Annotated in this window: 25 protein-coding genes and 1 riboswitch; of the genes, 12 read left to right on the top strand and 13 right to left on the bottom strand. The window is 58.0% G+C overall.

The window, feature by feature from the left end; genetic code table 11:
* Positions 1-32 precede the first annotated feature (32 nt).
* From bioB to bioD, 4 genes are read left to right on the top strand one after another with little or no spacing between them, the layout of a single operon-like run.
* Complete coding sequence (gene bioB, locus BV390_RS03385) at positions 33-1,073, top strand: biotin synthase BioB (protein WP_049267849.1); 1,041 nt, start codon at positions 33-35, stop codon at positions 1,071-1,073.
* A complete protein-coding gene (bioF, locus tag BV390_RS03380; protein WP_032697705.1) occupies positions 1,070-2,227 on the top strand; it encodes an 8-amino-7-oxononanoate synthase in 1,158 nt (385 codons plus the stop codon). Before bioB ends, bioF begins: the two co-directional genes overlap by 4 nt.
* Positions 2,211-2,966, top strand: coding sequence for a malonyl-ACP O-methyltransferase BioC (gene bioC, locus BV390_RS03375; RefSeq protein ID WP_032697704.1), 756 nt, complete (start codon positions 2,211-2,213; stop codon positions 2,964-2,966). The genes bioF and bioC overlap by 17 nt, the downstream gene beginning before the upstream one ends.
* Complete coding sequence (gene bioD, locus BV390_RS03370; protein ID WP_085396563.1) at positions 2,959-3,681, top strand: dethiobiotin synthase; 723 nt, start codon at positions 2,959-2,961, stop codon at positions 3,679-3,681. The genes bioC and bioD overlap by 8 nt, the downstream gene beginning before the upstream one ends.
* Here the strand turns inward: bioD and BV390_RS03365 are convergent.
* Positions 3,623-4,345 carry an ABC transporter ATP-binding protein gene (locus BV390_RS03365; RefSeq protein ID WP_032688746.1) on the bottom strand — a complete coding sequence of 241 codons (723 nt, stop codon included), beginning with the start codon at positions 4,343-4,345 and terminating at the stop codon, positions 3,623-3,625. The genes bioD and BV390_RS03365 overlap by 59 nt on opposite strands.
* 737 nt (positions 4,346-5,082) lie before the next feature.
* On the opposite strand from BV390_RS03365, the gene uvrB reads away from it, so the two are divergent.
* Complete coding sequence (gene uvrB, locus BV390_RS03360) at positions 5,083-7,104, top strand: excinuclease ABC subunit UvrB (RefSeq protein ID WP_085396562.1); 2,022 nt, start codon at positions 5,083-5,085, stop codon at positions 7,102-7,104.
* A 235-nt stretch (positions 7,105-7,339) separates the two neighbouring features.
* Here uvrB and pmrB read toward each other — a convergent pair whose 3' ends face one another.
* The 4 genes from pmrB to yvcK all read right to left on the bottom strand — a co-directional run bounded on the left by pmrB (position 7,340) and on the right by yvcK (position 11,774).
* On the bottom strand, positions 7,340-8,431 hold the full coding sequence (pmrB, locus tag BV390_RS03355) for a two-component system sensor histidine kinase PmrB (RefSeq protein WP_032688744.1): 1,092 nt from the start codon (positions 8,429-8,431) through the stop codon (positions 7,340-7,342).
* A gap of 4 nt (positions 8,432-8,435) precedes the next feature.
* Entirely contained in the window at positions 8,436-9,107 is a 672-nt protein-coding gene (pmrA, locus tag BV390_RS03350; protein WP_032688742.1) for a two-component system response regulator PmrA, read from the bottom strand.
* Positions 9,104-10,750, bottom strand: coding sequence for a phosphoethanolamine transferase EptA (eptA, locus tag BV390_RS03345; RefSeq protein ID WP_064793555.1), 1,647 nt, complete (start codon positions 10,748-10,750; stop codon positions 9,104-9,106). Before eptA ends, pmrA begins: the two co-directional genes overlap by 4 nt.
* Positions 10,751-10,868: 118 nt before the next feature.
* Positions 10,869-11,774: a uridine diphosphate-N-acetylglucosamine-binding protein YvcK gene (yvcK, locus tag BV390_RS03340; RefSeq protein ID WP_032688739.1), complete on the bottom strand. Its 906-nt coding sequence runs from the start codon at positions 11,772-11,774 to the stop codon at positions 10,869-10,871.
* 209 nt (positions 11,775-11,983) lie between these two features.
* Positions 11,984-12,122: riboswitch (molybdenum cofactor riboswitch) on the top strand.
* Here yvcK and moaA point away from each other — a divergent pair.
* From moaA to BV390_RS03305, 6 genes are all read left to right on the top strand, one after another.
* Positions 12,110-13,099, top strand: a complete 990-nt coding sequence (gene moaA / locus BV390_RS03330) for a GTP 3',8-cyclase MoaA (RefSeq protein WP_049267844.1) — start codon at positions 12,110-12,112, stop codon at positions 13,097-13,099. Its footprint overlaps the riboswitch before it by 13 nt.
* A 22-nt stretch (positions 13,100-13,121) precedes the next feature.
* Entirely contained in the window at positions 13,122-13,634 is a 513-nt protein-coding gene (gene moaB, locus BV390_RS03325; RefSeq protein ID WP_004859772.1) for a molybdenum cofactor biosynthesis protein B, read from the top strand.
* 3 nt (positions 13,635-13,637) lie between these two features.
* The gene (gene moaC, locus BV390_RS03320) at positions 13,638-14,126 is read left to right on the top strand and encodes a cyclic pyranopterin monophosphate synthase MoaC (RefSeq protein ID WP_085396561.1); all 489 of its coding nucleotides are present in this window, start codon (positions 13,638-13,640) and stop codon (positions 14,124-14,126) included.
* Positions 14,119-14,367, top strand: a complete 249-nt coding sequence (gene moaD / locus BV390_RS03315) for a molybdopterin synthase sulfur carrier subunit (RefSeq protein ID WP_032700537.1) — start codon at positions 14,119-14,121, stop codon at positions 14,365-14,367. Before moaC ends, moaD begins: the two co-directional genes overlap by 8 nt.
* Positions 14,368-14,820, top strand: a complete 453-nt coding sequence (moaE, locus tag BV390_RS03310) for a molybdopterin synthase catalytic subunit MoaE (RefSeq protein ID WP_004859775.1) — start codon at positions 14,368-14,370, stop codon at positions 14,818-14,820.
* A 45-nt stretch (positions 14,821-14,865) separates the two neighbouring features.
* Positions 14,866-15,570: a Bax inhibitor-1/YccA family protein gene (locus BV390_RS03305; RefSeq protein WP_004859776.1), complete on the top strand. Its 705-nt coding sequence runs from the start codon at positions 14,866-14,868 to the stop codon at positions 15,568-15,570.
* Between the two features lie 60 nt (positions 15,571-15,630).
* Here BV390_RS03305 and BV390_RS03300 read toward each other — a convergent pair whose 3' ends face one another.
* The 3 genes from BV390_RS03300 to BV390_RS03290 are packed head-to-tail and all read right to left on the bottom strand — an operon-like array spanning position 15,631 to position 18,595.
* Positions 15,631-16,596 (bottom strand): lysylphosphatidylglycerol synthase domain-containing protein, encoded by a 966-nt coding sequence (locus BV390_RS03300; RefSeq protein ID WP_085396560.1) that lies wholly within the window; start codon positions 16,594-16,596, stop codon positions 15,631-15,633.
* The gene (clsB, locus tag BV390_RS03295) at positions 16,596-17,840 is read right to left on the bottom strand and encodes a cardiolipin synthase ClsB (protein ID WP_032688732.1); all 1,245 of its coding nucleotides are present in this window, start codon (positions 17,838-17,840) and stop codon (positions 16,596-16,598) included. The genes BV390_RS03300 and clsB overlap by 1 nt, the downstream gene beginning before the upstream one ends.
* Positions 17,837-18,595, bottom strand: coding sequence for an endonuclease/exonuclease/phosphatase family protein (locus BV390_RS03290; RefSeq protein WP_032688731.1), 759 nt, complete (start codon positions 18,593-18,595; stop codon positions 17,837-17,839). The genes clsB and BV390_RS03290 overlap by 4 nt, the downstream gene beginning before the upstream one ends.
* A gap of 131 nt (positions 18,596-18,726) precedes the next feature.
* Between BV390_RS03290 and BV390_RS03285 the strand changes: the two genes are divergently transcribed.
* On the top strand, positions 18,727-19,155 hold the full coding sequence (locus BV390_RS03285) for a YbhQ family protein (RefSeq protein ID WP_032688730.1): 429 nt from the start codon (positions 18,727-18,729) through the stop codon (positions 19,153-19,155).
* A 56-nt stretch (positions 19,156-19,211) separates the two neighbouring features.
* On the opposite strand, the gene BV390_RS03280 is transcribed toward BV390_RS03285, so the two are convergent.
* The 5 genes from BV390_RS03280 to cecR all read right to left on the bottom strand — a co-directional run bounded on the left by BV390_RS03280 (position 19,212) and on the right by cecR (position 24,962).
* Positions 19,212-20,318, bottom strand: a complete 1,107-nt coding sequence (locus BV390_RS03280) for an ABC transporter permease (RefSeq protein WP_004859781.1) — start codon at positions 20,316-20,318, stop codon at positions 19,212-19,214.
* A gap of 119 nt (positions 20,319-20,437) precedes the next feature.
* The gene (locus tag BV390_RS03275) at positions 20,438-21,571 is read right to left on the bottom strand and encodes an ABC transporter permease (protein ID WP_162180120.1); all 1,134 of its coding nucleotides are present in this window, start codon (positions 21,569-21,571) and stop codon (positions 20,438-20,440) included.
* Positions 21,561-23,300 carry an ATP-binding cassette domain-containing protein gene (locus BV390_RS03270; protein ID WP_085396559.1) on the bottom strand — a complete coding sequence of 580 codons (1,740 nt, stop codon included), beginning with the start codon at positions 23,298-23,300 and terminating at the stop codon, positions 21,561-21,563. Before BV390_RS03270 ends, BV390_RS03275 begins: the two co-directional genes overlap by 11 nt.
* On the bottom strand, positions 23,293-24,288 hold the full coding sequence (gene hlyD, locus BV390_RS03265; protein WP_032688726.1) for a secretion protein HlyD: 996 nt from the start codon (positions 24,286-24,288) through the stop codon (positions 23,293-23,295). Before hlyD ends, BV390_RS03270 begins: the two co-directional genes overlap by 8 nt.
* Positions 24,285-24,962, bottom strand: a complete 678-nt coding sequence (gene cecR, locus BV390_RS03260; RefSeq protein ID WP_032688725.1) for a transcriptional regulator CecR — start codon at positions 24,960-24,962, stop codon at positions 24,285-24,287. Before cecR ends, hlyD begins: the two co-directional genes overlap by 4 nt.
* Positions 24,963-25,089 lie beyond the last annotated feature (127 nt).

The following is a 25,089-nucleotide window of genomic DNA, read 5'->3' as shown; positions in this document are numbered from 1 at the left end:
CCGACAATTAACAAAACCCTTTGGAGAGGCCAATGGCTCACCACGCACGCTGGACAATGTCGCAAGTTACTGAGTTGTTTAATAAACCATTGTTAGATCTGCTGTTTGAAGCGCAGCAGACCCACCGCCAGCACTTTGATCCGCGCCAGGTCCAGGTCAGCACGCTGCTGTCGATTAAAACCGGCGCCTGCCCGGAAGACTGTAAATACTGCCCGCAAAGCGCGCGCTATAAAACCGGTCTGGAATCGGAGCGCCTGATGGAAGTGGAACAGGTGCTGGAGTCCGCGCGGCAGGCAAAAAATGCCGGATCAACGCGCTTCTGCATGGGGGCCGCCTGGAAGAACCCCAACGATCGCGATATGCCGTATCTGGAGCAAATGGTCAAAGGCGTCAAAGCGTTGGGGCTCGAATCCTGCATGACGCTCGGTACCTTGACCGACAGCCAGGCGCAGCGTCTCGCGGGAGCCGGGCTGGACTACTACAACCATAACCTGGATACCTCGCCGGAATTCTACGGCAATATCATCACCACCCGCACCTACCAGGAGCGGCTGGATACCCTCGACAAAGTGCGTGACGCCGGGATTAAGGTCTGTTCCGGCGGGATAGTCGGCTTAGGCGAAACCGAGAAAGATCGCGCCGGCCTGCTGCTACAGCTGGCTAACCTGCCGACGCCGCCGGAGAGCGTGCCTATCAACATGCTGGTCAAAGTGAAAGGCACGCCGCTGGCCGATAACGACGATGTCGATGCTTTCGATTTTATCCGCACCATTGCCGTGGCGCGCATCATGATGCCGACCTCGTACGTGCGTCTTTCCGCCGGCCGCGAGCAGATGAACGAACAGACCCAGGCGATGTGCTTTATGGCCGGGGCGAACTCGATTTTCTACGGCTGCAAGCTGCTTACCACGCCGAACCCGGAAGAGGACAAAGACCTGCAGCTGTTCCGCAAGCTGGGCCTTAACCCGCAGCAGACGGCGGTGCTGGAAGGGGATAACGAACAGCAGCAGCGTCTGGAACAGGCGCTGCTCAACCCGGATACCGAGGAATATTACAACGCGGCGGCGCTATGAGCTGGTCGCAACGCATCGACCAGGCGCTGAACGAGCGGCGGGAGGCGGATGCATTCCGCCGCCGTCAGCCGGTGGCGCAGGGGGCCGGGCGTTGGCTTATCCGTGAAGATCGGCGCTGGCTGAATTTCTCCAGCAATGATTATCTCGGGCTGAGCCAGCACCCGCAGATTATCGCCGCCTGGCAGCAGGGGGCGGCGCGTTATGGCGTGGGCTCCGGCGGCTCCGGCCACGTCAGCGGTTACAGCGAGGCGCATCGTGAACTGGAAGAGAGCCTGGCGGACTGGTTAGGGTATCCGCGCGCGCTGCTGTTTATTTCCGGGTTCGCTGCCAACCAGGCGCTGATTGCCGCGCTGCTCGCCGGGGACGATCGCATCGTCGCGGATCGCCTGAGCCACGCTTCGCTGCTCGAGGCGGCCAGCCTGAGTCCGGCGCAGCTCAGACGCTTTGCGCACAATGATGTGCAGCAGTTGGACGCCCTGCTGGGCAAACCGCTGGTGGGTCAGCAACTGGTGGTGACGGAAGGGGTCTTCAGCATGGATGGCGACAGCGCCCCGCTCGGCGCCATCTCCCGAACCACCCGGGCTGCCGGCGGCTGGCTGCTGGTGGACGATGCGCACGGCATTGGCGTGGTGGGCGAAGAGGGGCGCGGCAGCTGCTACGCGCAGCATGTCCGTCCTGAGCTGCTGGTGGTGACCTTTGGTAAAGCCTTTGGCGTCAGCGGCGCGGCAGTCCTGTGCGACGAGGCGCTGGCGGACTATCTGCTGCAGTTTGCCCGCCATCTGATTTACAGCACCGCCATGCCGCCGGCCCAGGCGGTAGCGCTGAGCGCCGCACTGGCGGTGATCCGCAGCGACGACGGCCAGCAGCGGCGGGAAAAACTGGCCAGCCGCGTGGCGCAATTTCGCGCCGGCATGGCTGGTTTTCCGGGGGAACTGAGCGCCTCGACCAGCGCGATTCAGCCGCTGATCGTTGGCGACAATACGCGGGCGTTGCAGCTGGCGGCGCGCCTGCGTGAGCAGGGCTGCTGGGCAACGGCCATTCGTCCGCCGACGGTGCCGGCAGGCAGCGCGCGGCTGCGCCTGACGCTGACCGCAGCCCATGAGTCGACTGATATTACCCGTCTGCTGGAGGTGCTGCATGGCGGCGGTGAATAAACGGGCGGTGGCTGCGGCCTTTGGCCGGGCGGCCAGCCACTATTCGCAACACGATGCGCTGCAGCGGTACAGCGCCGAACTGCTGCTGCGTCAGCTCCATGGCCGCGCCTTTTCAGCGGTGCTCGACGCCGGCTGCGGACCTGGCAGCATGAGTCGCTACTGGCGTGAGGCCGGCAGTCATGTGACGGCGCTCGATCTCTCGGTTGAGATGCTGGCGCAGGCCCAGCGCGACGAGTGCGCGCATCGTTATCTTGCTGGGGATATTGAGTCGCTGCCGCTGGCCGATGCCTGCGTCGATCTGGCGTGGAGCAATCTGGCGGTGCAGTGGTGCGAGAGTCTGGCCGGCGCGCTCGACGAGCTGTGCCGGGTGGTGCGCCCCGGCGGTCGGGTGGCGTTCAGCACCTTGCTGGCCGATTCGCTTCCCGAGCTGAATCAGGCCTGGTGCGCCATCGACAGACATCCCCATGCCAACCGTTTTCTCAGCGAACAGGCGGTGCGCGAGGCGCTGGCCGGGCGGCGAGCCGTTGGCGAGGTTCACGCCGTCAGCCTGCCCTTTGCCGATGCCCTGAGCGCGATGCGTTCGCTCAAAGGGATTGGGGCAACACACTTGCATCAGGGGCGCAGCGCGGTGCCGTTGAGCCGGGGAAAGCTGCGTCAGCTGCAGCTGGCCTGGCCAAAACAGCAGGGCCAGTGCCCGCTGACGTACCATCTTTTTACAGGAGTCATTGCACGTGACTAAACGTTTTTTCGTCACAGGAACCGACACTGAAGTCGGTAAGACGGTCGCCAGCTGCGCCCTGTTGCAGGCGGCAAGGCTGTCAGGCCTGAAGTGCGCGGGCTATAAACCGGTCGCTTCCGGAAGTGAGTTGACGGCGCTCGGGCTGCGTAACGATGATGCGCTGGCACTCCAGCGTAATAGCGGGGTGGCGCTGAGCTATGCGCAGGTTAACCCCTTTACCTTCGCCGAACCGACCTCACCGCATATCGTGAGCGCGGAGGAGGGGCGGCCGATTACGGGCGATGCGCTTTCTGCCGGGCTTCGTGAACTGGAGACGCTGGCGGAATGGGTGCTGGTGGAGGGGGCGGGGGGCTGGTTTACGCCGCTCTCCGCGACGCTGAGTTTTGCCGACTGGGTTCGCGACGAACAGCTGCCGGTCATTCTGGTGGTCGGCATTAAACTCGGCTGCATCAACCACGCGCTGCTGACGGCCCAGGCGGTACGTCAGGCCGGGCTGCCGCTGGTGGGCTGGATTGCAAACGACATCCAGCCGCCGGGTAAACGCCATGCAGAATATCTGGTGACCCTCAACGATCGACTTGCGGCTCCGTTGCTGGGTGAGATCCCATGGCTGGCGGACGCGTCGCGGCGTGAGGATCTCGGCCAGTATCTGGATCTCAGCGCGCTGGATCGGGCGTCATCCACTGTGCCAGCAGCGGTTCATCCAGCTGGATAACGCGGCCTTGCGCCACGTTACGCCCGCGATGCAGCAGGCAAAAACGGTCCGCTACCCGGCGAATAAACGGCAGGTGCTGTTCGGCAAGCAGCACCGTTAAGCCGATGTCGCGGTTCAGGCGCACCAGCAGGTCACCCAGCTTATGCACGAAGTGCTGTCCGCTGCCGCGCGAAGGCTCATCAAGAATCAGCAGACGCGGCCGGACAACCAGCGCTCTCGCCAGCGCCAGCTGGTACTGGTCATCTTCAGACAACATGGCGGCTTTATGCTGACGTCGTCCGTAGAGATCCGGAAAAAAATCGTAAATCTCCCCCTTGACGGCGACGCCCGGGTTCCCTCCGGCGGCCAGCGCAATATGCAGATTCTCCTCGACGCTCAGTTGAGAAAAGATCCGCCTGTCCTGCGGGACATAGCCGATGCCAATAATCGAACGGGAATGGGCGGATAGCGGCGTGATATCGCAGGGCGGCGAACCGACGTCATGCCAGGTCATACTGCCGCTGGCGACCGGAAGATGCCCGGTAATGCAGTTCACCAGCGTGGTTTTCCCCATCCCCTGGAGTCCCATCACACAGGTGCACTCCCCCGGCTGAAGTTCAAGGTCGACATTCCATAGCGTGTGCTGATTTCCGTAGTACTGATTGACTGCGCGTAGGCTCAACATAGACGTTTTCTCCTGTTTGGGGATAGCGGGCGACATGAAGATTCTGCAAATCTCTTGCCAGGAAAAAGAAGTTTCGGTTTTTTCCCGTATGGGCAGCTGCGGCGGGGCGGGGTGAAGGCGGGCCAGCGAGGCGGTTGCACTCTCCCGGTGCTAACGGGTATGAAAAATGGTGCAGAAAGCAACAAAAAGGCAGGCACCCTTAGCTGATAAATATCAAAAATAATTCGATAATTTTTTTTAGGCGGTCGATTTTCACCGCCGGTCGATTTCTGCGGGGTGGCAGAAGCCATGGCCTGCAGACACTTATCCACTATTCCTGTGGATAACCTTGTGTATTAGAGTTAGAGAACTTGCGGTAAGCTAGAGATTACGCGGCCTGCGGCTGAATTGGCGCGAAACCCATCTTTTGTTTAATATCATTAAATATCAATTAGTTGAATAAAAGCAATGGCTGTAAGGAAAGTGTCACCTGATGCCATAAAAGATTCACCACCTTGCTTGACAAATGTTAAATGATAAATTTTTTTGGGGATAACCCTACTGTCTGGCGGATTATTCTGCAGGATGGTCTTTTTTTACCCCAAAACGACGCGCATGCCGACGATTTCAGGAACAAACGATAATCGAACACTGTTTTTATATCCAGTATTATTTATTGGCAAAAATGAGCGTGAAGGGTAGAATTAAACACCTGCCGCATATCACCAGGCGCTTCATCCTTCTTCAGGGCCAGACATATGAGTAAAACGTTCACGCTGCATTCCGCATTCCGTCCTTCTGGCGACCAGCCGGAAGCTATCCGACGCCTGGAAGAGGGGCTGGAAGATGGTCTGGCGCACCAAACGCTGCTGGGGGTGACCGGGTCGGGTAAGACGTTCACCATTGCTAACGTTATCGCCGATCTCCAGCGTCCGACGATGGTGCTGGCGCCGAATAAGACCCTGGCGGCGCAGCTGTACGGCGAAATGAAAGAGTTCTTCCCGGACAATGCGGTGGAATATTTCGTCTCCTACTACGATTACTATCAGCCTGAAGCCTACGTGCCGAGCTCAGACACCTTCATCGAGAAGGATGCGTCGGTGAACGAGCATATCGAGCAGATGCGTCTGTCGGCGACCAAAGCGCTGCTTGAGCGGCGCGATGTGGTGGTGGTGGCTTCAGTATCGGCTATCTACGGTCTGGGCGACCCGGATCTCTACCTGAAGATGATGCTGCACCTGACCACCGGCATGCTGATCGACCAGCGGGCGATTTTGCGCCGCCTGGCGGAGCTGCAGTATACCCGTAACGATCAGGCCTTCCAGCGCGGCACCTTCCGCGTGCGCGGTGAAGTGATCGACGTCTTCCCGGCGGAATCCGACGATATTGCGCTGCGTATCGAGCTGTTCGATGAAGAGGTTGAGCGGCTGTCGCTGTTCGATCCGCTTACCGGTCAGGTTGAATCGACGATTCCGCGCTATACCATCTACCCGAAAACGCACTACGTGACGCCACGCGAGCGCATCGTGCAGGCGATGGAAGAGATTAAAGTCGAGCTCGCCGACAGGCGGAAGGTGCTGCTGGAGAACAACAAGCTGCTGGAAGAGCAGCGTCTGAGCCAGCGTACTCAGTTCGACCTCGAAATGATGAACGAGCTCGGCTACTGCTCCGGTATCGAAAACTACTCGCGCTATCTTTCCGGGCGCGGGCCGGGCGAGCCGCCGCCGACGCTGTTTGACTACCTGCCGGCGGATGGACTGCTGGTGATCGACGAATCCCACGTCACCATTCCGCAAATCGGCGGCATGTACCGCGGCGACCGGGCGCGTAAAGAGACGCTGGTGGAGTACGGCTTCCGTCTGCCGTCGGCGCTGGATAACCGCCCGCTGAAGTTCGAAGAGTTTGAGGCGCTGGCGCCGCAGACCATTTACGTCTCAGCGACGCCGGGTCCTTATGAGCTGGATAAATCCGGCGATGAGGTGGTCGATCAGGTGGTACGTCCGACCGGGCTGCTTGACCCGCTGATCGAAGTGCGTCCGGTGGCGACTCAGGTCGATGACCTGCTGTCGGAAATTCGCATCCGCGTCGCCATCAACGAGCGGGTGCTGGTCACCACCCTGACCAAACGCATGGCGGAAGATTTAACCGAGTATCTGGAAGAGCACGGCGAACGCGTGCGCTACCTGCACTCCGATATCGATACCGTAGAGCGTATGGAGATCATCCGCGACCTGCGGCTGGGCGAGTTCGATGTTCTGGTCGGTATCAACCTGCTGCGTGAAGGGCTGGATATGCCGGAAGTGTCGCTGGTGGCAATTCTGGATGCCGATAAAGAGGGCTTCCTGCGTTCCGAACGCTCGCTGATTCAGACCATCGGCCGCGCCGCGCGTAATATCAACGGTAAAGCGATTCTGTATGGCGATAAAATTACGGCTTCGATGGCGAAAGCCATCAGCGAGACCGAGCGTCGCCGTGAGAAGCAGCGGCGCTATAACGAAGAGCACGGCATCACCCCGCAGGGGCTGAATAAAAAAGTGGTCGACATTCTGCAGCTGGGCAGCAATCTGGCGAAGACGAAAACCAAGGGCCGCGGAAAATCACGTTCGCCGGTTGAGGCGGATACGCCTGAGGTAGTGCTGACGCCAAAAGCGCTGCAGCAGAGAATTCACGAGCTGGAAGGGCAGATGATGCAGCATGCGCAGAATCTGGAGTTTGAAGAAGCCGCGCAAATTCGTGACCAGCTGCATCAGCTGCGCGAGCTGTTTATTGCGGCGTCCTGATCCCGCAGGAGGCGATGCGCCGCGCGTGGAGCCAGGCAGTGTGACGGGACGCCGATTTTTTGTTATTCCGCGGCGTTTTCCGCTTGGCTTAATGTCTGCTTAATCTTGCCAGGCGACACTATCTTCATTCTGATGAGGATAGTGTCATGCAAAAATTAACCTTCCGTGAGTCTCTGGCCGTTACCTGCGCTGTTGTTGTGGTTGTCGCTTTTGTCCATCAGTGGGTGCTGACTTTCTAACGCGAAGGCTTAGGAAACAGAATCCAGCCGCGAACGCCGGGGCCAGGCTGGCGGTTATGTAAGAAGAACTGGGCATCGTGCAGCTGAACGATGCGCGTCACAATGCTTAATCCCAGACCGATTCCTCCGTAGCGGCTGTCCATACGGACAAACGCTTTGCTCAGTTCGCCGCTTTTCGCTTCATCAATCCCCGGACCTTCATCTTCCACGGCCATAACCGGCGTTGTACCGGCCTGTATGGCGATTTTTATCTTTGACCCTGCCGGGCTATAGCGATGCGCATTCTCCACCAGATTACGCAGCACAACGCGCAGCAGCGTGGCATCGCCGGAGACGACAACATCTTTGGCATCATCTCCGTCGGGGAGGGCGAGCTCCAGCGTCTGCTGGCGCTGTTCCAGCATGCTCTCCAGTTCACCGCGAATCGGTTCGACCACATCCTCTTGCAGCAGCACGCGCTGGTAGCTCCCGGCGGAAAATGACTGCCCGACGCGCGCCAGCTGCAGCAGCTGTGAGATGCTGTTGGTCATCTGATCCAGACGCTGGATCAGCTGACCCACCTCCACATGGTGCACTTTCGCCATCAGCTCCAGATGCAGGCGCAGTCCCGCCAGCGGGGTACGCAGCTCGTGCGCGACGTCAGCGGTGAACAGACGTTCGCGATCGAGGGTTAAGTTAAGGCGAGAAACCAGCTGATTAATCGCTGTCGTCACCGCCGTCACTTCCGGAACGGATTCCGTCAGCGTAATCGGCTGCAGGTTATCCGGCGTGCGGCTCTCCAGCTCAGTTTGCAGATTCGACAGCGGTCGGGTGATTTTTCTCACCGCCACCAGACTGATATACAGCGCCAGGCCGACGATCAGCAGGCTGGGTATTAACAGACTGGCGACCGCCTCGCGCACTTCGTGTTCAACGTGCTTTTGGTTGTTATGTCCTTCGATGGCGCTCGCCACCAGCAGCTGAATCTGCTCTTTGCTTTCATGCCATAACCAGAAAACGCTGATCAGCTGACAGACCACCAGAATGGAGCCGATCGTCAGCAGCAGGCGGTGACGCATGGTCCAGGTTTCACTTGCGAACAGTGCCATGGCGTTATTCCGTTCCTGAATTATTCACCAGCATATAGCCAAACCCCCTGACGGTACGAATGCGGGCTTTGCCCACTTTTTCGCGCAGGTTATGGATATGAACCTCCAGCGTATTGGTGGCGGGTTCATTGTCCCAGCTGTAGATATCGTTGTAGAGAATTTCACGGTGTACCGGGCTGCCTGCTTTCATCATCAGGCGAGAGAGCAAGGCGTACTCTTTCGGCGTCAGGTCCAGCGCATCGCCGCCCAGCCATACCAGGCGACGGGTTATGTTCAGCCGCAGGTTGCCCACGGCCATTTCGTTGTCGCCCTGGTTATTATGGCGGCGGAGCAGCGCGCGGATGCGGGCGTTCAGCTCTTCCAGCGCGAAAGGTTTCACCAGATAATCATCCGCGCCGGTGTCGAGACCGCTGATGCGATCTTCAACGGTATCGCGGGCGGTCAGGATCAGAACCGGCTGGCTGAATTTTTCCCGGCGCATGCGCGTCAGGAAGTGCAGACCATCTTCATCCGGCAGGCCGAGGTCGAGTACGATCAGGCTGTAATGGTTGCTGGCGAGGGACAGGGCGGCCTCGTGAGCAGTGGCGACGCCATCACAGACATATCCCTCGCTTTGCATTGCCAGGATCAGGCCTTGTAACAGGAGTGCGTCGTCTTCAATGACTAAGATTTTCATCTGGCGGTCTCGCTTCTGCACGGCGTTAAAATATCATCGGTTGCCTGGTATTCGTGGGTATCAACCCCAAGAAGCCCGAGCAAGGTAGAAAACAGATTATCCTGAGAATAAGGGTCTGTTTTAGCTCTTTGTTGCAGACACTGGCTGGAAACGCCATAGCGCTGCTGGTAATCCTGGGACAACCACAGCAGCATCGGTACGTGCTTTTGCGTTTCCGGGGCGATTGACCACGGCAGCCCGTGTAAATAGACGCCATCTTCGCCCAGCGACTCGCCGTGATCGGAGAGGTAAACCAGGCTGGTGGTGAATTTATCCTGCTTTGACTGCAGTAATTTTATCGCCTTATCAACTACATAGTCGATATACAGAATTGTATTATCGTAGGTGTTGGTCAACTGCTGCTGGCTGCAGCTCTGGATTTCGTTGGTATCGCAGGTTGGGGTGAATTTTCTGAATTCAGCAGGGTAGCGATTATAATACGTCGGACCGTGGCTGCCGATGGTGTGCAGCACGATAATTCCGTCCTGTTGCAGATTGTCGATGTAGCTCTCCAGATTATGGAACAGCACTTCATCGTAACATTCCCCCTCGATGCACTGACCGGTCAGGTTCAGGTCGGTCACGTTCTGATGCGGGACGCGATCGCAGGCGCCCTTACAGCCCCCGTCGTTGTCGTTCCACAACACCCGAATGCCGGCGCGTTGCAGGATATCGAGAACGCCTTCCTGATGGTGGGCCAGTTCTTCATCGTAATGCGCACGCGGCATGTTGGAGAACATGCAGGGTACCGACACCGCGGTGGCCGTGCCGCACGAGGTGGTGTTCGCAAAGTAGATGACATCATCTTGTTTGAGTCGCGGATTGGTCTCGCGTTCGTAGCCGCCCAGCGAGAAATTCTGCGCGCGCGATGTCTCTCCCAGCACCAGAATGGTCAGGTTTTTGCGCGGACCGCTGTGCATTTCGGGTTTTTGCACGGCATCTTCGCCAATTTTTACCAGCGGCAGGTTGTCCATCTTGTTGTGCGCATACCATGAGTTGATGGCGACGATGCTGTTGGAGGGGCTCAGGGATTTCACCAGCTCTTTATTGTTGCGAAAGACCGAGGCGTAATCTTTATAAAACAGCGCAGCGACCAGAACGATCAGCAGGGCCGATACGAGGATATTCAGCAGACGTACCGCGATGCTGCGCCACACCGTTTTGGCTTTACTGATTTTTATCCACCAGGCGAAGGCGACCATCAGAACACCGGACAGTCCCAGCGTCAGCACCATCTTACCGGACATCAGGGCGAAGCTTTCCGCCGGCGTGGTATCCAGAATGTTGGTAATCATGGCGCGGTCGATGACGACGCCGAAGCTCCAGATAAAATACTGGGCCGAGGCGCTCAGCAGAATAAACAGGCTAATAACGAGGCGGTCGAGCTTGAGGAACGAGGCGAGCGTGGTGAGAATATTCATCACGCTGAAGGCAACCACCGGCATGCTGAGGAATACCAGCCAGTTGTGCAGGCTGTTTACCGGCAGCAGGGTGAACACCTGACGATAGAACGCGAGATTGAGCAGCAGCCCGACATAGAGGGCAAAAATTATCAGATAAACCGTACGGCTCATGACCGGCCGACGTAAAGTGAATAACGACATAGCAACAATCCTGGGACTAAGATAGTTGCCATGGTGCCACCTTTATTTTAAGACAACCTTAATATTTTAATATAAAGGTCTGGCGCGTCGTTACCCGCGCCTTCTCGTCTCTCGAGAGCTAACCTAAAGCCTGGATCGCTTTTTCCAGCGCGTTACGTAACAGCACCCGGTCGTGGCGATAGGGAACATCTGCGGCATCCAGCGGCGTTTGCACAATCGCCCGGTTTTCCAGACCGGTAGTATCGGTTTTCGGCCCAACAACGATGGCATCGATCACTCGCTTGCCAACATAGTGCTCCATAATCCCGACCCTGTCCGCCAGCGTCAGATTCGCGGCCGGGCTGTGTTCTTTGCCGAGATTGTCGATAAAGACCATGGTCGCCGGCGTTCGGCGCAGCGCCTGCGCCATCTCATCGAGCAGCAGAATCGGCAGCAGGCTGGTATAGAAACTTCCGGGGCCAATCAGGATTAAATCGGCTTCTGCGATAGCCTCTACCGCTTCGCGGGTCGCCGGCACCGGTGGGGAGAGCATCAGCTCCTTCGGGACGCAGGGCAACTGGTCGATATTGACTTCGCCGTAGACTTCATGGCCTTCGTGGTCAATGGCCATCAGATCCACCGGTTGTTCCGACATCGGAATCAGGAATGCGTCCACTTTTAGCAGATTTCTGATTAAATTGATCGCCTCTAAAGGCCGTACGCTCAGGTGATCCAGAGCCTTTAACATCAGATTTCCGAGGTTATGCCCGGAAAGTTCGCCATTACCGGAGAAACGGTACTCAAACATCGCCGAAGCAATGCTGGGTTCGGCGATCAGCTGGTTAAGGCAGTTGCGCATATCGCCCCAGGCGATGCCGCCTTCGGAACGGCGAATTCGCCCCGTCGAGCCGCCGTTATCGGTAGTCGTGACGATCCCGGTAAGACGTGAGCCGAGCGATGAGAGTGACGACATCACCCGGCCCAGACCGTGTCCTCCGCCAAGTGCCACTACGCGATCCAGATCGGCGAACGTACGAGTGCGCATACACATTCCTTATCTCAATTAAACGGGCTCACAGTAACCGATCTACCCCTAAAAGACGATGCCCGGATCCTGACAAAATGACCGATATCAATGCAAAAGCCTGGTTTTTGGCTATTCTGTACCGAAAATGCACGATTGTGTCGATATATACATAATTATATAACGAAAGTGAGAATGGCGAAACTGTCGTTTCCGCGCTACTATCGGCATAAACCAATTAACACTCTAGCCTCTGTGCCTGTGTCGCAAGATATGGTGCTTTGGCCGTGACAGCCTCGCTTGTCACCAGGGCGTGGGAAGAAATGACCGCGTCTCCCGTACTTGGAAAGGTGTATATGGCTTCACAGCTTACCGATGCATTTGCGCGTAAGTTTTATTACTTGCGCCTGTCAATTACCGATGTGTGTAACTTTCGTTGCACCTATTGCCTGCCGGATGGTTACAAACCCGGCGCGGTCACCAACAAAGGCTTTCTCAGCGTTGATGAAGTACGCCGCGTCACGCGCGCTTTCTCTGCCCTCGGCACCGAGAAGGTGCGGCTGACCGGCGGCGAACCCTCTTTACGCCGCGACTTTGCCGATATCATCGCCGCCGTACGTGAAAACAGCGCGATTCGCCAGATAGCGGTCACCACCAATGGCTATCGTCTGGCCCGCGACGTCAGCCAGTGGCGTGATGCCGGACTGACGGCGATTAACGTCAGCGTTGACAGCCTCGACGCGCGCCAGTTTCACGCCATTACCGGGCAGGATAAATTTCACCAGGTCATGGACGGCATTGATGCCGCCTTTGCCGCCGGTTTTGAGAAGGTGAAGGTCAATACCGTGCTGATGCGCGATGTGAACCATCATCAGCTCGACACCTTCCTCGCGTGGATCCAACCCCGACGCATTCAGCTGCGTTTCATCGAGCTGATGGAAACCGGCGAGGGCAGCGACCTGTTCCGGCGTCACCATATTTCCGGCATGGTGCTGCGCGACGAGCTACTGCGTCGCGGCTGGATCCACCAGATCAGCCAGCGCAGCGACGGCCCGGCCCAGGTCTTTTGTCACCCGGATTACGCCGGGGAAATTGGCTTAATCATGCCGTACGAGAAAGATTTCTGCGCCAGCTGCAACCGTCTCCGCGTCTCCTCCGTGGGCAAACTGCATCTGTGTCTGTTCGGCGACGGCGGCGTGGATCTGCGCGACCTGCTTGTCGAGGACCAGCAGCAGGCGGCGCTGGAAGCGCGCATCTCCGAAGCATTAACCCATAAAAAACAAACCCATTTCCTGCATCAGGGCAACACCGGTATTACGCAAAACCTGTCGTATATTGGCGGATAATTGATTCTAAAGGAGCGAACAGATGAGTCAGGCCAGCGCTGAGTTTAACCCGACCCGTATTGCTATTCTCACCGTCTCCAGCCGGCGTGGCGAAGAGGATGATACCTCAGGCCACTGGCTGCGTGATGCGGCGCAGGAAGCGGGCCACCGTATTGTTGATAAGGCGATTGTTAAAGAGAACCGCTATGACATCCGCGCCCGGGTCTCGGCGTGGATAGCCAGCGATGATGTGCAGGTGGTGCTGATCACCGGTGGAACCGGGTTTACCGACGGGGATCAGGCGCCGGAGGCGCTGCGGCCGCTGTTTGACCGTGAAGTCGAAGGGTTTGGCGAAGTTTTCCGCATGCTTTCCTTTGAAGAAATCGGCACCTCGACGCTGCAGTCCCGGGCCATTGCCGGCATGGCGAATCGCACGCTGATTTTTGCCATGCCGGGCTCAACCAAAGCCTGTCGCACCGCGTGGGAAAATATCATTGCTCCGCAGCTGGATGCCCGTACGCGCCCATGTAACTTTATCTCTCATCTTAAGAAATAAGCGATGTCACAACTCACCCATATTAACGCCGCCGGCGAGGCGCACATGGTCGATGTTTCTGCCAAGGCCGAGACGGTACGCGAAGCCCGGGCTGAAGCCTATGTTGAAATGCGGCCGGAGACGCTGGCGATGATCATCGACGGCAGCCACCATAAAGGCGATGTCTTCGCCACCGCCCGCATTGCCGGTATCCAGGCGGCAAAACGCACCTGGGAGCTGATCCCGCTGTGTCACCCGCTGATGCTGAGTAAAGTCGAGGTCAATTTGCAGGCCCAGCCGGAACACAAACGGGTACGCATCGAATCGCTGTGCCGTCTGACCGGCAAAACCGGCGTGGAGATGGAAGCGCTGACCGCTGCTTCCGTGGCGGCGCTGACGATTTACGATATGTGCAAAGCGGTGCAAAAAGATATGGTGATTGGCCCGGTGCGTCTGCTGGCGAAAAGCGGCGGCAAATCCGGGGATTTCAAGGCGGACGAGACTCATGATTAAGGTTCTGTTTTTTGCCCAGGTGCGTGAACTGGTTGGCACTGAATCCCTGACCCTTGAGGTCGATGCGCTGTCGACGGTCGAAACCGTACGGCGTCAGCTTTCCGGCCGCAGCGAACGTTGGGCGCTGGCGCTGGAAGAGGGCAAACTGCTGGCGGCGGTAAACCAGACGCTGGCCCCCTTTGACCATCCGCTGGTGGCCGGCGACGAAGTGGCGTTCTTTCCGCCGGTTACGGGAGGTTAAATGACGCAGACTCGCATTATCGTCAGCCACGATCGTTTTTGCGTCGGCGACGAATATCCGTGGCTGGCCGAACGCGATGAAGACGGCGCGGTGGTCACTTTTACCGGAAAAGTACGTAATCACAATCTCGGGGACAGCGTTAAGGCGCTGACTCTCGAACACTACCCGGGAATGACGGAAAAATCGCTGGCGGAAATCGTTGAGCTGGCGCGCGAACGTTGGCCGCTCGGCCGGGTGACGGTGATTCACCGCATCGGCGAAATGTGGCCAGGCGAAGAGATTGTGTTCGTTGGCGTGACCAGCGCGCACCGCAGCAGCGCTTTTGCCGCCGGAGAGTTCATTATGGATTACCTGAAAACCCGTGCGCCGTTCTGGAAGCGGGAAGCGACACCGGAAGGCGAACGCTGGGTGGATGCACGCGATAGCGATCGCCAGGCGGCAGAGCGCTGGTAGTGTGGTACGCTTACTAAGAGAAAACGTGTTAATCAGGAGACAGTCATGGACAGATTCCCTCGTTCAGATTCCATTATTCAGGCGCGCAGCGGCCTGCAAACCTATATGGCCCAGGTTTACGGCTGGATGACGGTCGGGCTGCTGTTGACGGCATTCATTGCGTGGTTTGCCGCCAATACGCCGGCGGTCATGATGTTTGTCTTTTCCAGCAAAATAACCTTTTTTGGTTTGATTATCGCCCAGCTGGCGCTGGTATTCGTGCTTTCCGGGATGGTGCAGCGCCTGAGCGCAGGGATGGCGACCACGCTGTTTATGCTCTATTCGGCGCTGACCGGACTGACGCTATCCAGTATCTTCCTTGTCTATACCTATTCGTCGATTGCCAGCACCTTTGTGGTCAGCGGCGGGATGTTTGGGATAATGAGCCTCTATGGCTATACCACGAAGCGCGATCTCAGCGGTTTCGGCAACATGCTGTTTATGGCCTTAATTGGTATTGTCCTGGCTTCGTTGGTCAACTTCTGGCTGAAGAGTGAAGCGCTGATGTGGGCGATTACCTATATCGGGGTGATCGTGTTTGTCGGCCTGACCGCTTATGACACGCAGAAACTGAAAAACATCGGCGAGCAGATCGATACGCGAGACACCTCCACGCTGCGTAAGTACTCCATTCTCGGCGCGCTGACGCTGTATCTGGACTTTATCAACCTGTTCCTGATGCTGCTGCGTATTTTCGGCAACCGCCGTTAACGCCTTTGCTCCCCGGGCCGCGCCTGGCCCGGGGAGCGCGGATTATCCCGGCCCTCTCTCTTATCCGTCCGCCAGCTTACGCTGATTCTTTTCGCGTAATGTTTTCGCCCGACTCTCCAGCAGCAGATAGCCGACGGTAGCGATAAGCAGCGGCAAAAAGTAATACAGCGCGCGCCAGGCCAGCAGGGCGGCAATAATCGCCCCGCGGCTAATCGACTCGGCGGAAAGCATGGCGATAAAAACGGCTTCCAGCACGCCGATCCCGGCAGGAATATGCACAATGACGCCGGCAATACTGCTGACCAGCAGCACGCCCAGTACGAGGAAATAATCGACCTGCTGCGCCATCAGCAGCCAGATAATCGCGCCCATCACCATCCAGTTTGCCACCGAAAGCGCCATCTGCAGCAGAGCGAACCGCCATGACGGCAGCACCAGCCGTTGGCCTTTAATCGTCAGATGGCGCCGACGGGCGAAGGCGCAGGCCCACAGATAAACTGCGGACATCGCCAGCAGTCCGCCCCCGATGAGCCGCAGCGTGTTCTGGCTGATATACCAGTGCGCCGGTAACGCCACCAGATTGGCACTGAAAATCACGCCGCCCAGCAGAATAAAGCCCAGCCAGTTGGTGGTGATGCTCAAGGAGAAAATGCGCGTAATGGTCCCGCCGCTCAAACCGAGACGCGAATAGAGGCGGTAGCGCATACCGATACCGCCGACCCAGGTACTGAGGGTCAGATTAAAGGCGTAGCAGATAAACGACACCAGCATCACCTGCCGTTTAGCCAGTTTATGTCCGCACCAGGCGCGCCCCAGCAGATCGTAGCAGCCATAAATCAGGTAGCTCGCTATCGTCAGCCCCACCGCGCCGAGCAGAGCGGTGCGATCGTAGTGACGAATCACCTTCCAGACCGCCGGCCAGTCTACTTTTTGCGCATAAACCACCAGCAGGGCCGTCACAGCGAGGAAGAAAATGACGGTAAAGATCTTTTTCGCCATCCGCCTGCGAGGGGGTGATTTTGCCATCAGGGTTTTACCTCCTGATTGGTCGCATCCAGCCGATCCTGGGTTTCAATTTCTGGCTGCACAGGCGGTCGGACCCGCGCCAGATGCGGCGTGTGGGCAGGCAGCCAGCCTATCCACGCCGGGAAGTGGCGCAGAAAGTGGAAGGCCAGCACGCTGGTACCCACATTCCACCAGCTGCGCTTTGGCAACATCGACTTGTCCACTTGCATGCAGTCCTCGGCGATCAGTCCGTTGAGGTTATCGCGCAAGGTCTGGTTAAACTGACGATCGTGGATAATCAGGTTAGCTTCCAGATTTAATGAGAGGCTCAGCGGGTCGAGATTGCTCGAGCCGACGGTGGCCCAATGGTCGTCGGCGAGGGCAACTTTGCCGTGCAGCGGCCGGCGGCGATACTCAAATATCTGTACGCCCCCGTTGACCAGATAGCGATACAGCAGGCGGGCGCCGACTTTAACGATTGGGATATCCGGCTCGCCCTGCACGATCAGCTTAACCCGCACGCCGCGGCGGGCGGCGTTACGCATCGCATGCAGCAGCCGGTAGCCGGGGAAAAAGTAGGCGTTGGCAATGATCACTTCCCGGCGGGCGTTAGCCAGCATCTTGAGATAATGGCGTTCAATATCATCGCGATGTTCTTGATTATCCCGCCAGACAAACAGCGCCTGCGCTTCTCCGGGGCTGCGGTTGATCGCCGGCTGGTGTCGACGCCGGAGCCACCAGCGGCGCGTCTCTTCGCTGGCCGGGAGATTTTCCAGCTCAAATTGCAGGATATCCTGCACCACCGGTCCCTCCACCTGAACGGCATAATCCTGTTTTGCCTCCGGGCCGTAGTCGGTCATGTGCTCGGCGGAGTAATTGATGCCCCCGACGAAGGCCGTCGTCTCATCGATCACCACGATTTTGCGGTGCATGCGGCGGAACAGATTGGTGCGCATGCCGAACAGGCGCGGGCGCGGATCGTAGTAGCGAAAAATCACGCCGGCGGCACTCAGCTCATTGACGAAGCGCTCACTCAGGTCGGGAGAACCGTAGCCGTCGAGCAGTACTTCGACCCGTATCCCGCGGCGTGCGGCTTTTAACAGCACGGCGTGCAGCTGCCAGCCCACGTCATCTTCAAACCAGATAAACGTTTCGAGGATCACTTTTCGCTGCGCGCGGGCGATGGCGGCAAACAGTGCCGGATAGTAGTTATCGCCGTTCTCCAGGAGCTGGATGCGGTTTCCTTCCTGCCAGCTGCATTTCATAGATGAATCTCCACGCTCAGCGGGGCATGATCAGAGAGGTGACGCCAGGGCCGAAGTGGCAACGCCGTCGGGTGGCTGGCATGGGCATTTTTCACGTAGATCCGGTCAAGGCGCAGGAGCGGAAGACGCGCCGGGAAGGTTCTCGCCGGGCGGCCATGGGCGCGGGTAAAAATCTCCTCCAGCCCGGCCTGCGACTTTAGCACCCGGTTAGCCTGCTGGCGCCAGTCGTTAAAATCGCCGGCCACCACCACCGGCTGCCGGGCGGGCAGGTCGTTGACCCGCCTGGCGAGCATTGCCAGCTGGGCCGATCGTTGCCGCGCACTCAGGCCGAGGTGCACACAAATCAGGTGTAGCGCCGCGCTTTGCGGCGGAACGATTCGGCAGTAGAGCAGACCGCGCTTTTCGCTGTTGCCAACGGAGATATCGATATTTTCATTATATTCAATAGGAAAGCGGGATAGCACGGCATTACCGTGATGGCCTTCGGGGTAGACCGCGTTGCGTCCGTAGGCGTATTCGCTCCATAGGGTATCGGCAAGAAACTCATAATGGCTGCGGTCCGGCCAGTTTTCGATCTGCAGCGAATGAATCTCATGCGCCCCGGTAACCTCCTGCAGACAGACGATGTCGGCGCTGACGCTGCGGATGGCGTCGCGCAGTGCCGGCAACATGAAGCGTCGATTAAACGTCGTAAAGCCTTTATGGATGTTAATTGTCAGCACGTTTAACGAAAATCTGCACGTTTGCTCAGCCATATTTCCCCGGTCAATGTCACTTTCCTGAATGAAATAGTGTAGTAGGTGTCACAAAAAGATGCGGTGTTCCGGAATTTTCCGTAAAGTGCGGTACTCTGAGTTACAGATAAAGATCCTTCAGGAGAGAAGCCATGAAGTGGCAACAACGTGTACGCGTCGCAACTGGCCTCAGTTGCTGGCAGATTATGTTGCATCTACTGGTCGTGGCAGTACTGGTGATGGGTTGGATGAGTGGCGCGCTGGTTCGCGTCGGATTAGGGCTGTGCGTACTGTACGGCGTCACGTTACTGTCGATGCTGTTTTTACAGCGTCACCACGAAGCACGCTGGCGCGATGTCGGTGACTTCCTTGAGGAACTCACCACCACCTGGTACTTTGGCGTAGCGGTTATCGTGCTGTGGCTGCTGTCGCGCGTGCTGCACAATAATCTGCTGCTGGCTGTCGCCGGGGTGGCGATTCTGGCAGGCCCGGCCGTGGTCTCCTTGCTGGCGAAAGATAAGCACCGAGCGTTCGGGCTGCAGCAAGGCGGTAACGCTGCCAATCCCCAGAAGCACAGATAGCTGTGCGAACGGGGCCGTTCAAATCCGCCGGCAGCAGATTTGAACGATAGCGGCGATTAGGCGATCTTTCTGCGGAACATCGCATACGCCGCTGAACCCGTCGTGGCCGCTATGACCAGTAGCGGCCACAAACTTCCCCAAACAATCTCCAGACTCGCATCCTTCAAATAAATCTGCTTGGTGATGTCAGTAAAGTGACGAATCGGGTTTATCCATGTCACGTCCTGCAACCACTGCGGCATATTCTCAACCGGCGAGACGTAGCCGGAGAGCAGGATCGCCGGCATCATAAAGACGAAAACGCCGATGAAGGCCTGCTGCTGGGTTGAGCACAAAGACGAAATCAGCAGACCGAATCCCACCAGCGACAAACCGTAAATGACCATCGTAAAGTAAAACAGCAGCAGCGAACCGGCGAAGGGGATTTGATACGCCCAGATGCCGATAGCCAGCACGATGCTCGCCTGCAGCGTGGCGACAATCAGCGCCGGGACCGCTTTGCCGACGAAAATTTGCCAGGTGGCCAGCGGCGAAACCAGTAGCTGATCGAGCGTGCCTTGCTCACGCTCGCGGGCCACCGAGAGAGACGTGACGATCATCACCCCGATGGTGGTGATCATCGCGATCAGCGACGGGACCACAAACCATTTGTAATCGAGATTCGGGTTATACCAGTTGCGCACGATCAGCTCGCTGTTGTTCGGCTTCGCTTTCCCTTCCAGCAGCTCCTGCTGATAGTTTTTGACGATCTGCTGGAGATAGTTGGCGGCGATTTGCGCGCTGTTCGAGTTGCGTCCGTCCAGTAAGAGCTGGAGCGGTGCGGGCTGGTTGGTGTCGAGATTGCGCGAGAAGTCCGCCGGGAAGCGGATGAGCAACAGCGCTTTTTGCTCATCAATCGTCGGGCGGATCTCCTGCGGGCTCTTGAGGAGCATCACATGGGTGAAGGCCTTAGCCCGGGCGAAACGCTGGGTCAGTTCGACCGCGTGACGGCCGTTGTCTTCGTTGTAGATGGCGATGGTGGCGTTGGTCACTTCCAGCGTTGCGGCGAAGGGAAACAGCAGCACCTGAATCAGAACCGGCATAATCAAAATGGCGCGCGTTTGCGGTTCGCGCAGCAGCGATTGCAGCTCTTTACGAATCAAGGTCCATAAGCGATGAAACATAGTACTTTCCTCATGTCGGGTGGCGCTGCGCTTACCCGACCAACATCATTACCGAAACTGCGCCCAGGTAGCCCGGGCAAGGCGTTCACGCCGCAACCCGGGGAAAGCGCGCAGGGGAATTAATCCAGGCGCCGTTTGGTTTTCAGCCAGGTCAGGCCGATAAACATCACCGCCGAGGCGATTAAAAACAGCGTGTTCACCAGCAGCACCAGCGGAATATTACCGGCGAGAAACAGGCTTTGCAGCGTGCTGACGAAATAGCGCGCCGGGATGATGTAGGTCACCGCACGGATCACCGCCGGCATACTGTCAATCTGGAAAATAAACCCGGAGAGCATAATTGAGGGCAGAAAGGCGGCGTTCAGAGCGACCTGCGCGGCGTTAAACTGATTGCGGGTGATGGTCGAAATGAGCAGCCCCATCCCGAGGGTGCTGAGCAAAAACAGGCTGGTTATCAAGAACAGAATCACCAGCGAACCGCGAAACGGCACGCCGAGGATGAACACCGCCACCAGCATGCACAGCAGCATCGCCAGCATGCCGAGGAAATAGTAGGGAATCAGCTTACACAGCAGCAGCTCCGCGCGGGTGATTTCCGTCGACAGCAGCGCCTCCATGGTCCCGCGCTCCCATTCGCGGGCCACCACCAGCGAGGTCAGAATCGCGCCGACCACCGTCATAATGATGGTAATGGCGCCGGGAATAATAAAGTGCTGGCTGATGGCCGCGGGGTTAAACCAGTAGCGCATCTGTACATCAATCAGCGGTTCGAAGGTTTCCCCGCGATCTTCCGCGCGCTGCTGCTGCCAGATTTGCCAGATGCCCTCCACGTAGCCCTGGGCAAAGTTGGCGGTATTGGGTTCGCTGCCGTCGGTAATCAGCTGGATGGGAGCATTATCGCCGGGGCGCGCCATCTTCTGATCGAAGTCCACCGGGATGACCACCAGCCCACGAATGCGCCCGGCCTGCATCATCTCAATCAGCTGCTGGCGATTGTCGCTGACCGTGGCGTCAATATAGGGTGAGCCGGTCATGGCGTGGACGAAATCCAGCGCCTCTTCGCTTTGTTGCTCCAGCAGTACGCCGACTTTGAGCTTGCTGGAGTCGAGATTGATCCCGTAGCCGAAGATAAACAGCAGCAGCAGCGGAATGACCACCGCAATCAGCCAGCTGCTGGGGTCACGGACGATCTGCCGCGTCTCTTTGACGCACAGGGCGCGCACGCGTCGCCATGAGAGGATTTTAGCGCTCACCGGCATTCTCCTTATCCCAGTCGTGGATCAGGGTGATAAAGGCCTGCTCCATCGTGGGATCGGGCTGTTGATCATTTGCCGCCAGCGCTTTTAGCGCATCCGGCGTGCCGCTGGCGATCAGCTTGCCGTGATACACCAGACCAATACGATCGCAATATTCGGCTTCATCCATAAAGTGGGTCGTCACCATCACCGTCACCCCTTTATCCACCATGCTATTAATATGCAGCCAGAACTCGCGGCGGGTAATGGGGTCGACGCCTGACGTCGGCTCATCGAGAAACAGAATATCGGGTTCATGCATCAGCGAGCAGGCCAGCGCCAGACGCTGCTTATACCCCAGCGGCAGCTCATCGGCCGCATGGCTGGCGATGCTTTTCAGACCAAAAGCGTCGCTCATCCGGGCGATTTTCTCGTTCTGGATCCGACCACGCAGGCCATAAACGCCCGAGAAGAAGCGCAGGTTTTGCTCAACGGTCAGGTTACCGTACAGCGAAAACTTCTGCGCCATGTAGCCGAGATGCTGGCGCGCTTTCCCGGAACTGACTTTCAGGTCCATTCCCAGAACCAGCGCCTTACCGGAGGTCGGCACCAGCAGGCCGCACATCATTTTAAAGGTCGTGGATTTGCCGGCGCCGTTGGGGCCAAGCAGGCCGAAAATCTCCCCACGTTTGACGCGAAAATCTACGTGGTCGGTAGCGGCGAAGTCGCCGAATTTTTTGGTCAGGCTCTGCGCTTCAATCACCGTCTCATCGGCCGTGCCCTCTACGCGATGGATAATTTCGCCCAGCGGCGATTCCGCGGTCGCGGCGCCGCCCAGCAGATCGATGAATGCATCTTCAAAGCGCGGTGCGGTTTCGGCAATCTCCAGCGTCGGCATGCTAGCGTTGCGCTGCACCTCTTCAACGGTGGCCTCTTTTTTCAGGATCAGGCGTACCGATTTCCCCTGAATGACGCCATCGCTGATCTGCGGCAGCTTGAGCGCTCGTTGCAGGAGGCGACGGTTATTTTCCTCGCGGCTGGAGACGAGGAAACTGCGACCGGCCATGGTTTGGGTCAACGCTTTCGGCTCGCCCTGATAAAGCAGCTGGCCTTCATTCATCAGCAGGACGTCGCGGCACTGTTCTGCTTCATCAAGGTAGGAGGTGCTCCAGAGGATCAGCATCCCGTCACCGGCCAGTTCGTGCACCATTTGCCACAGTTCACGGCGGGAGATAGGATCAACCCCGACCCCTGGCTCATCAAGCAGCAGGACTTTTGGCTCACCCACCAGGGTGCAGGCGAGCCCCAGTTTCTGTTTCATCCCGCCGGAAAGTTTCCCCGCCAGGCGATCGGTAAAGGGGCCGAGGGAGGTAAATTCCAGCAGGCGAGCGAAGGTGTTCCTGCGCGTTTCGCCGGTAACGCTGCGCAGGTCGGCATACAGCGAGAGGTTTTCCATGACCGTCAGGTCTTCGTACAGGCCGAATTTTTGCGGCATATAGCCGAGCACCGCGTGCAGCGCGCTATCGTCGGCAATCGGGTCGAAACCGATCACCCTGGCGGTGCCGTCATCGGCCTTCAGTAGCCCGGCGAGCATGCGCATCAAGGTGGTTTTCCCGGCGCCGTCAGGGCCGACCAGACCAGTAACATAGCCGGCGCGGATAGTGCAGTTGAGCGGCGCAACGGCGGGCCGATCCATGCCGGCGAAGCGGCGGGTTAGCCCGCTGAGCGTGATAACGTCCTCACTCATGTCCGTTCCCGCTGCTGAAGGTGACGGTCACCGGCATCCCCTGGCGCAGCGAATCATCCGCATCGGTGACGACAATACGCAGGCGATAGACGAGGTCAGTACGTAAATCTGGCGTCTCAACGGTCTTCGGCGTAAATTCGGCGACTGGCGACACAAAGCCAATCTTGCCGTGCCAGGGCTGATTCGGGCGACTATCGGTATAGAGCAGCACTTCTCGTCCGGGCACCGCCTGGCCGAGATTTTTTTCATCAATGTAGGCCCGGACCCATACCGGGTGAGTCAGCGACAGCGTCATGACCGTGCCGCCGGCGCTGAGCATGCTACCCGGTTCGACGGCGCGGGTCATCAGCGTGCCGTCGGAAGGGGCGATAAGCGTGGTATCGTGCAGGTCGAGTTTAGCCTGCGCCAGGGCCGCCTGCGCCTGTTCAAGGCTGGCTTTGGCCTGGGCGATTTCCTGCGGCCGGTTGCCGGCGCGATACTGGCGCAGCTTGTCCTGCGCGGATTTTAGCGTCGCCTGAGCCTGGTCGCGGGAGGAGCGCGCGTTTTCCAAATCGTTCACCGAGATGGCGCTGTTCTGACGCAGCCCCAGCTGGCGCTGGTAAAAGTTCTGCGCGTAATCGTACGCGGCCTGCGCCTGTTTGACGGCGGCGGCGGCCTGGGCTATCTCTTCTGCCCGGTAGCCAGCCATCATCAGATCATACTGCGCCTGAGCAGTGGAGACATTCGCCTGAGCCTGCTGTAAGGCGTTCTCATACGGGGCGCGATCCAGCTGGCCGAGTATTTGCCCGGCCTGAATCTTATCGCCCTCATCAACGTTCAGCGATGCCAGTCGTCCGCCGACGCGGAAGCTCATGTTCACGGTACGAATATCGACGTTGCCATACAGAGTCAGCTCCCTTTGCTGGCTGCTTTGATACCACCACCAGCCGCCGCCGAATGCGGCAATCAGCAGCAGTATGAACAAAACGATGATGACGGGTTTTTTCATGATCCCTGGCTCCTTTGCAATAACCCTTGCAGAACGAAATCAATATGGCAGGCGATAACCTGATAAATTTGCTCAGTTTTTTCTTCGTCGAACTGCGTCCATCCGGTGCGCAGCAAAATGGTTTCCCGCCCAAGGCGGAAGGCCAGAATCTCTCCCAGCAGCGCGTGGGTGTGCAGAATCATTGCCGTGTCATCGGCATCGAGGCCGGTAAAGGCGCCGATTAAGCGGGTCAGGTAGCGATGGAGCGGCGCAATCACCTGCCCGTGGATGAGCTGGTAGGCCGGGGTAGGGGAAAGCTGCTCGCGGGAGATGAATTTGCTCAAATTGACCGTGTCATCCTGGGTCAGCAGCAAAATCATATTCTGACAGGCGCGCAGAATCAGAACCCGAATCGCCGCCTTATCCGGAGAAGCTGTCGCCAGCAGCGTTTCCGCCGCTTCGGCATGCGGACGAAAATTATGGCTGATAAAATCGGCAATCCACTGGGCGCAGGCGAGATAGAGATCGTCCTTGGAACCAAAATAGTAGGGGATCGCCGCGATATTTTGCCCGGCCTGCGCGGCAATATCGCGGGTGGTGGCGTGCAGGCCGTATTCGCCGAACTGGGCGATGGCTGCGGCAATGAGCTGGCTTTTGGCTTGTTCGCCTTTGGTTGTCACAGGAGTCGTCGTCATCGCACGATAAAAATTAATCAATCGATTGATTAAGAGTATGACCAATTCGCGTCACTGTCCAGAATAGTGGATACTCTCTTTTGCGTATTTCGCATCACTCTTTGCAAGCGGCGCGTGACGAGGATTA

The organism is Klebsiella sp. YJ, from assembly GCF_002108615.1.
Taxonomy (GTDB): domain Bacteria; phylum Pseudomonadota; class Gammaproteobacteria; order Enterobacterales; family Enterobacteriaceae; genus Klebsiella; species Klebsiella planticola.
Note: the sequence above shows the minus strand (reverse complement) of the source record. Positions and strands in the feature narration are given on the sequence as shown.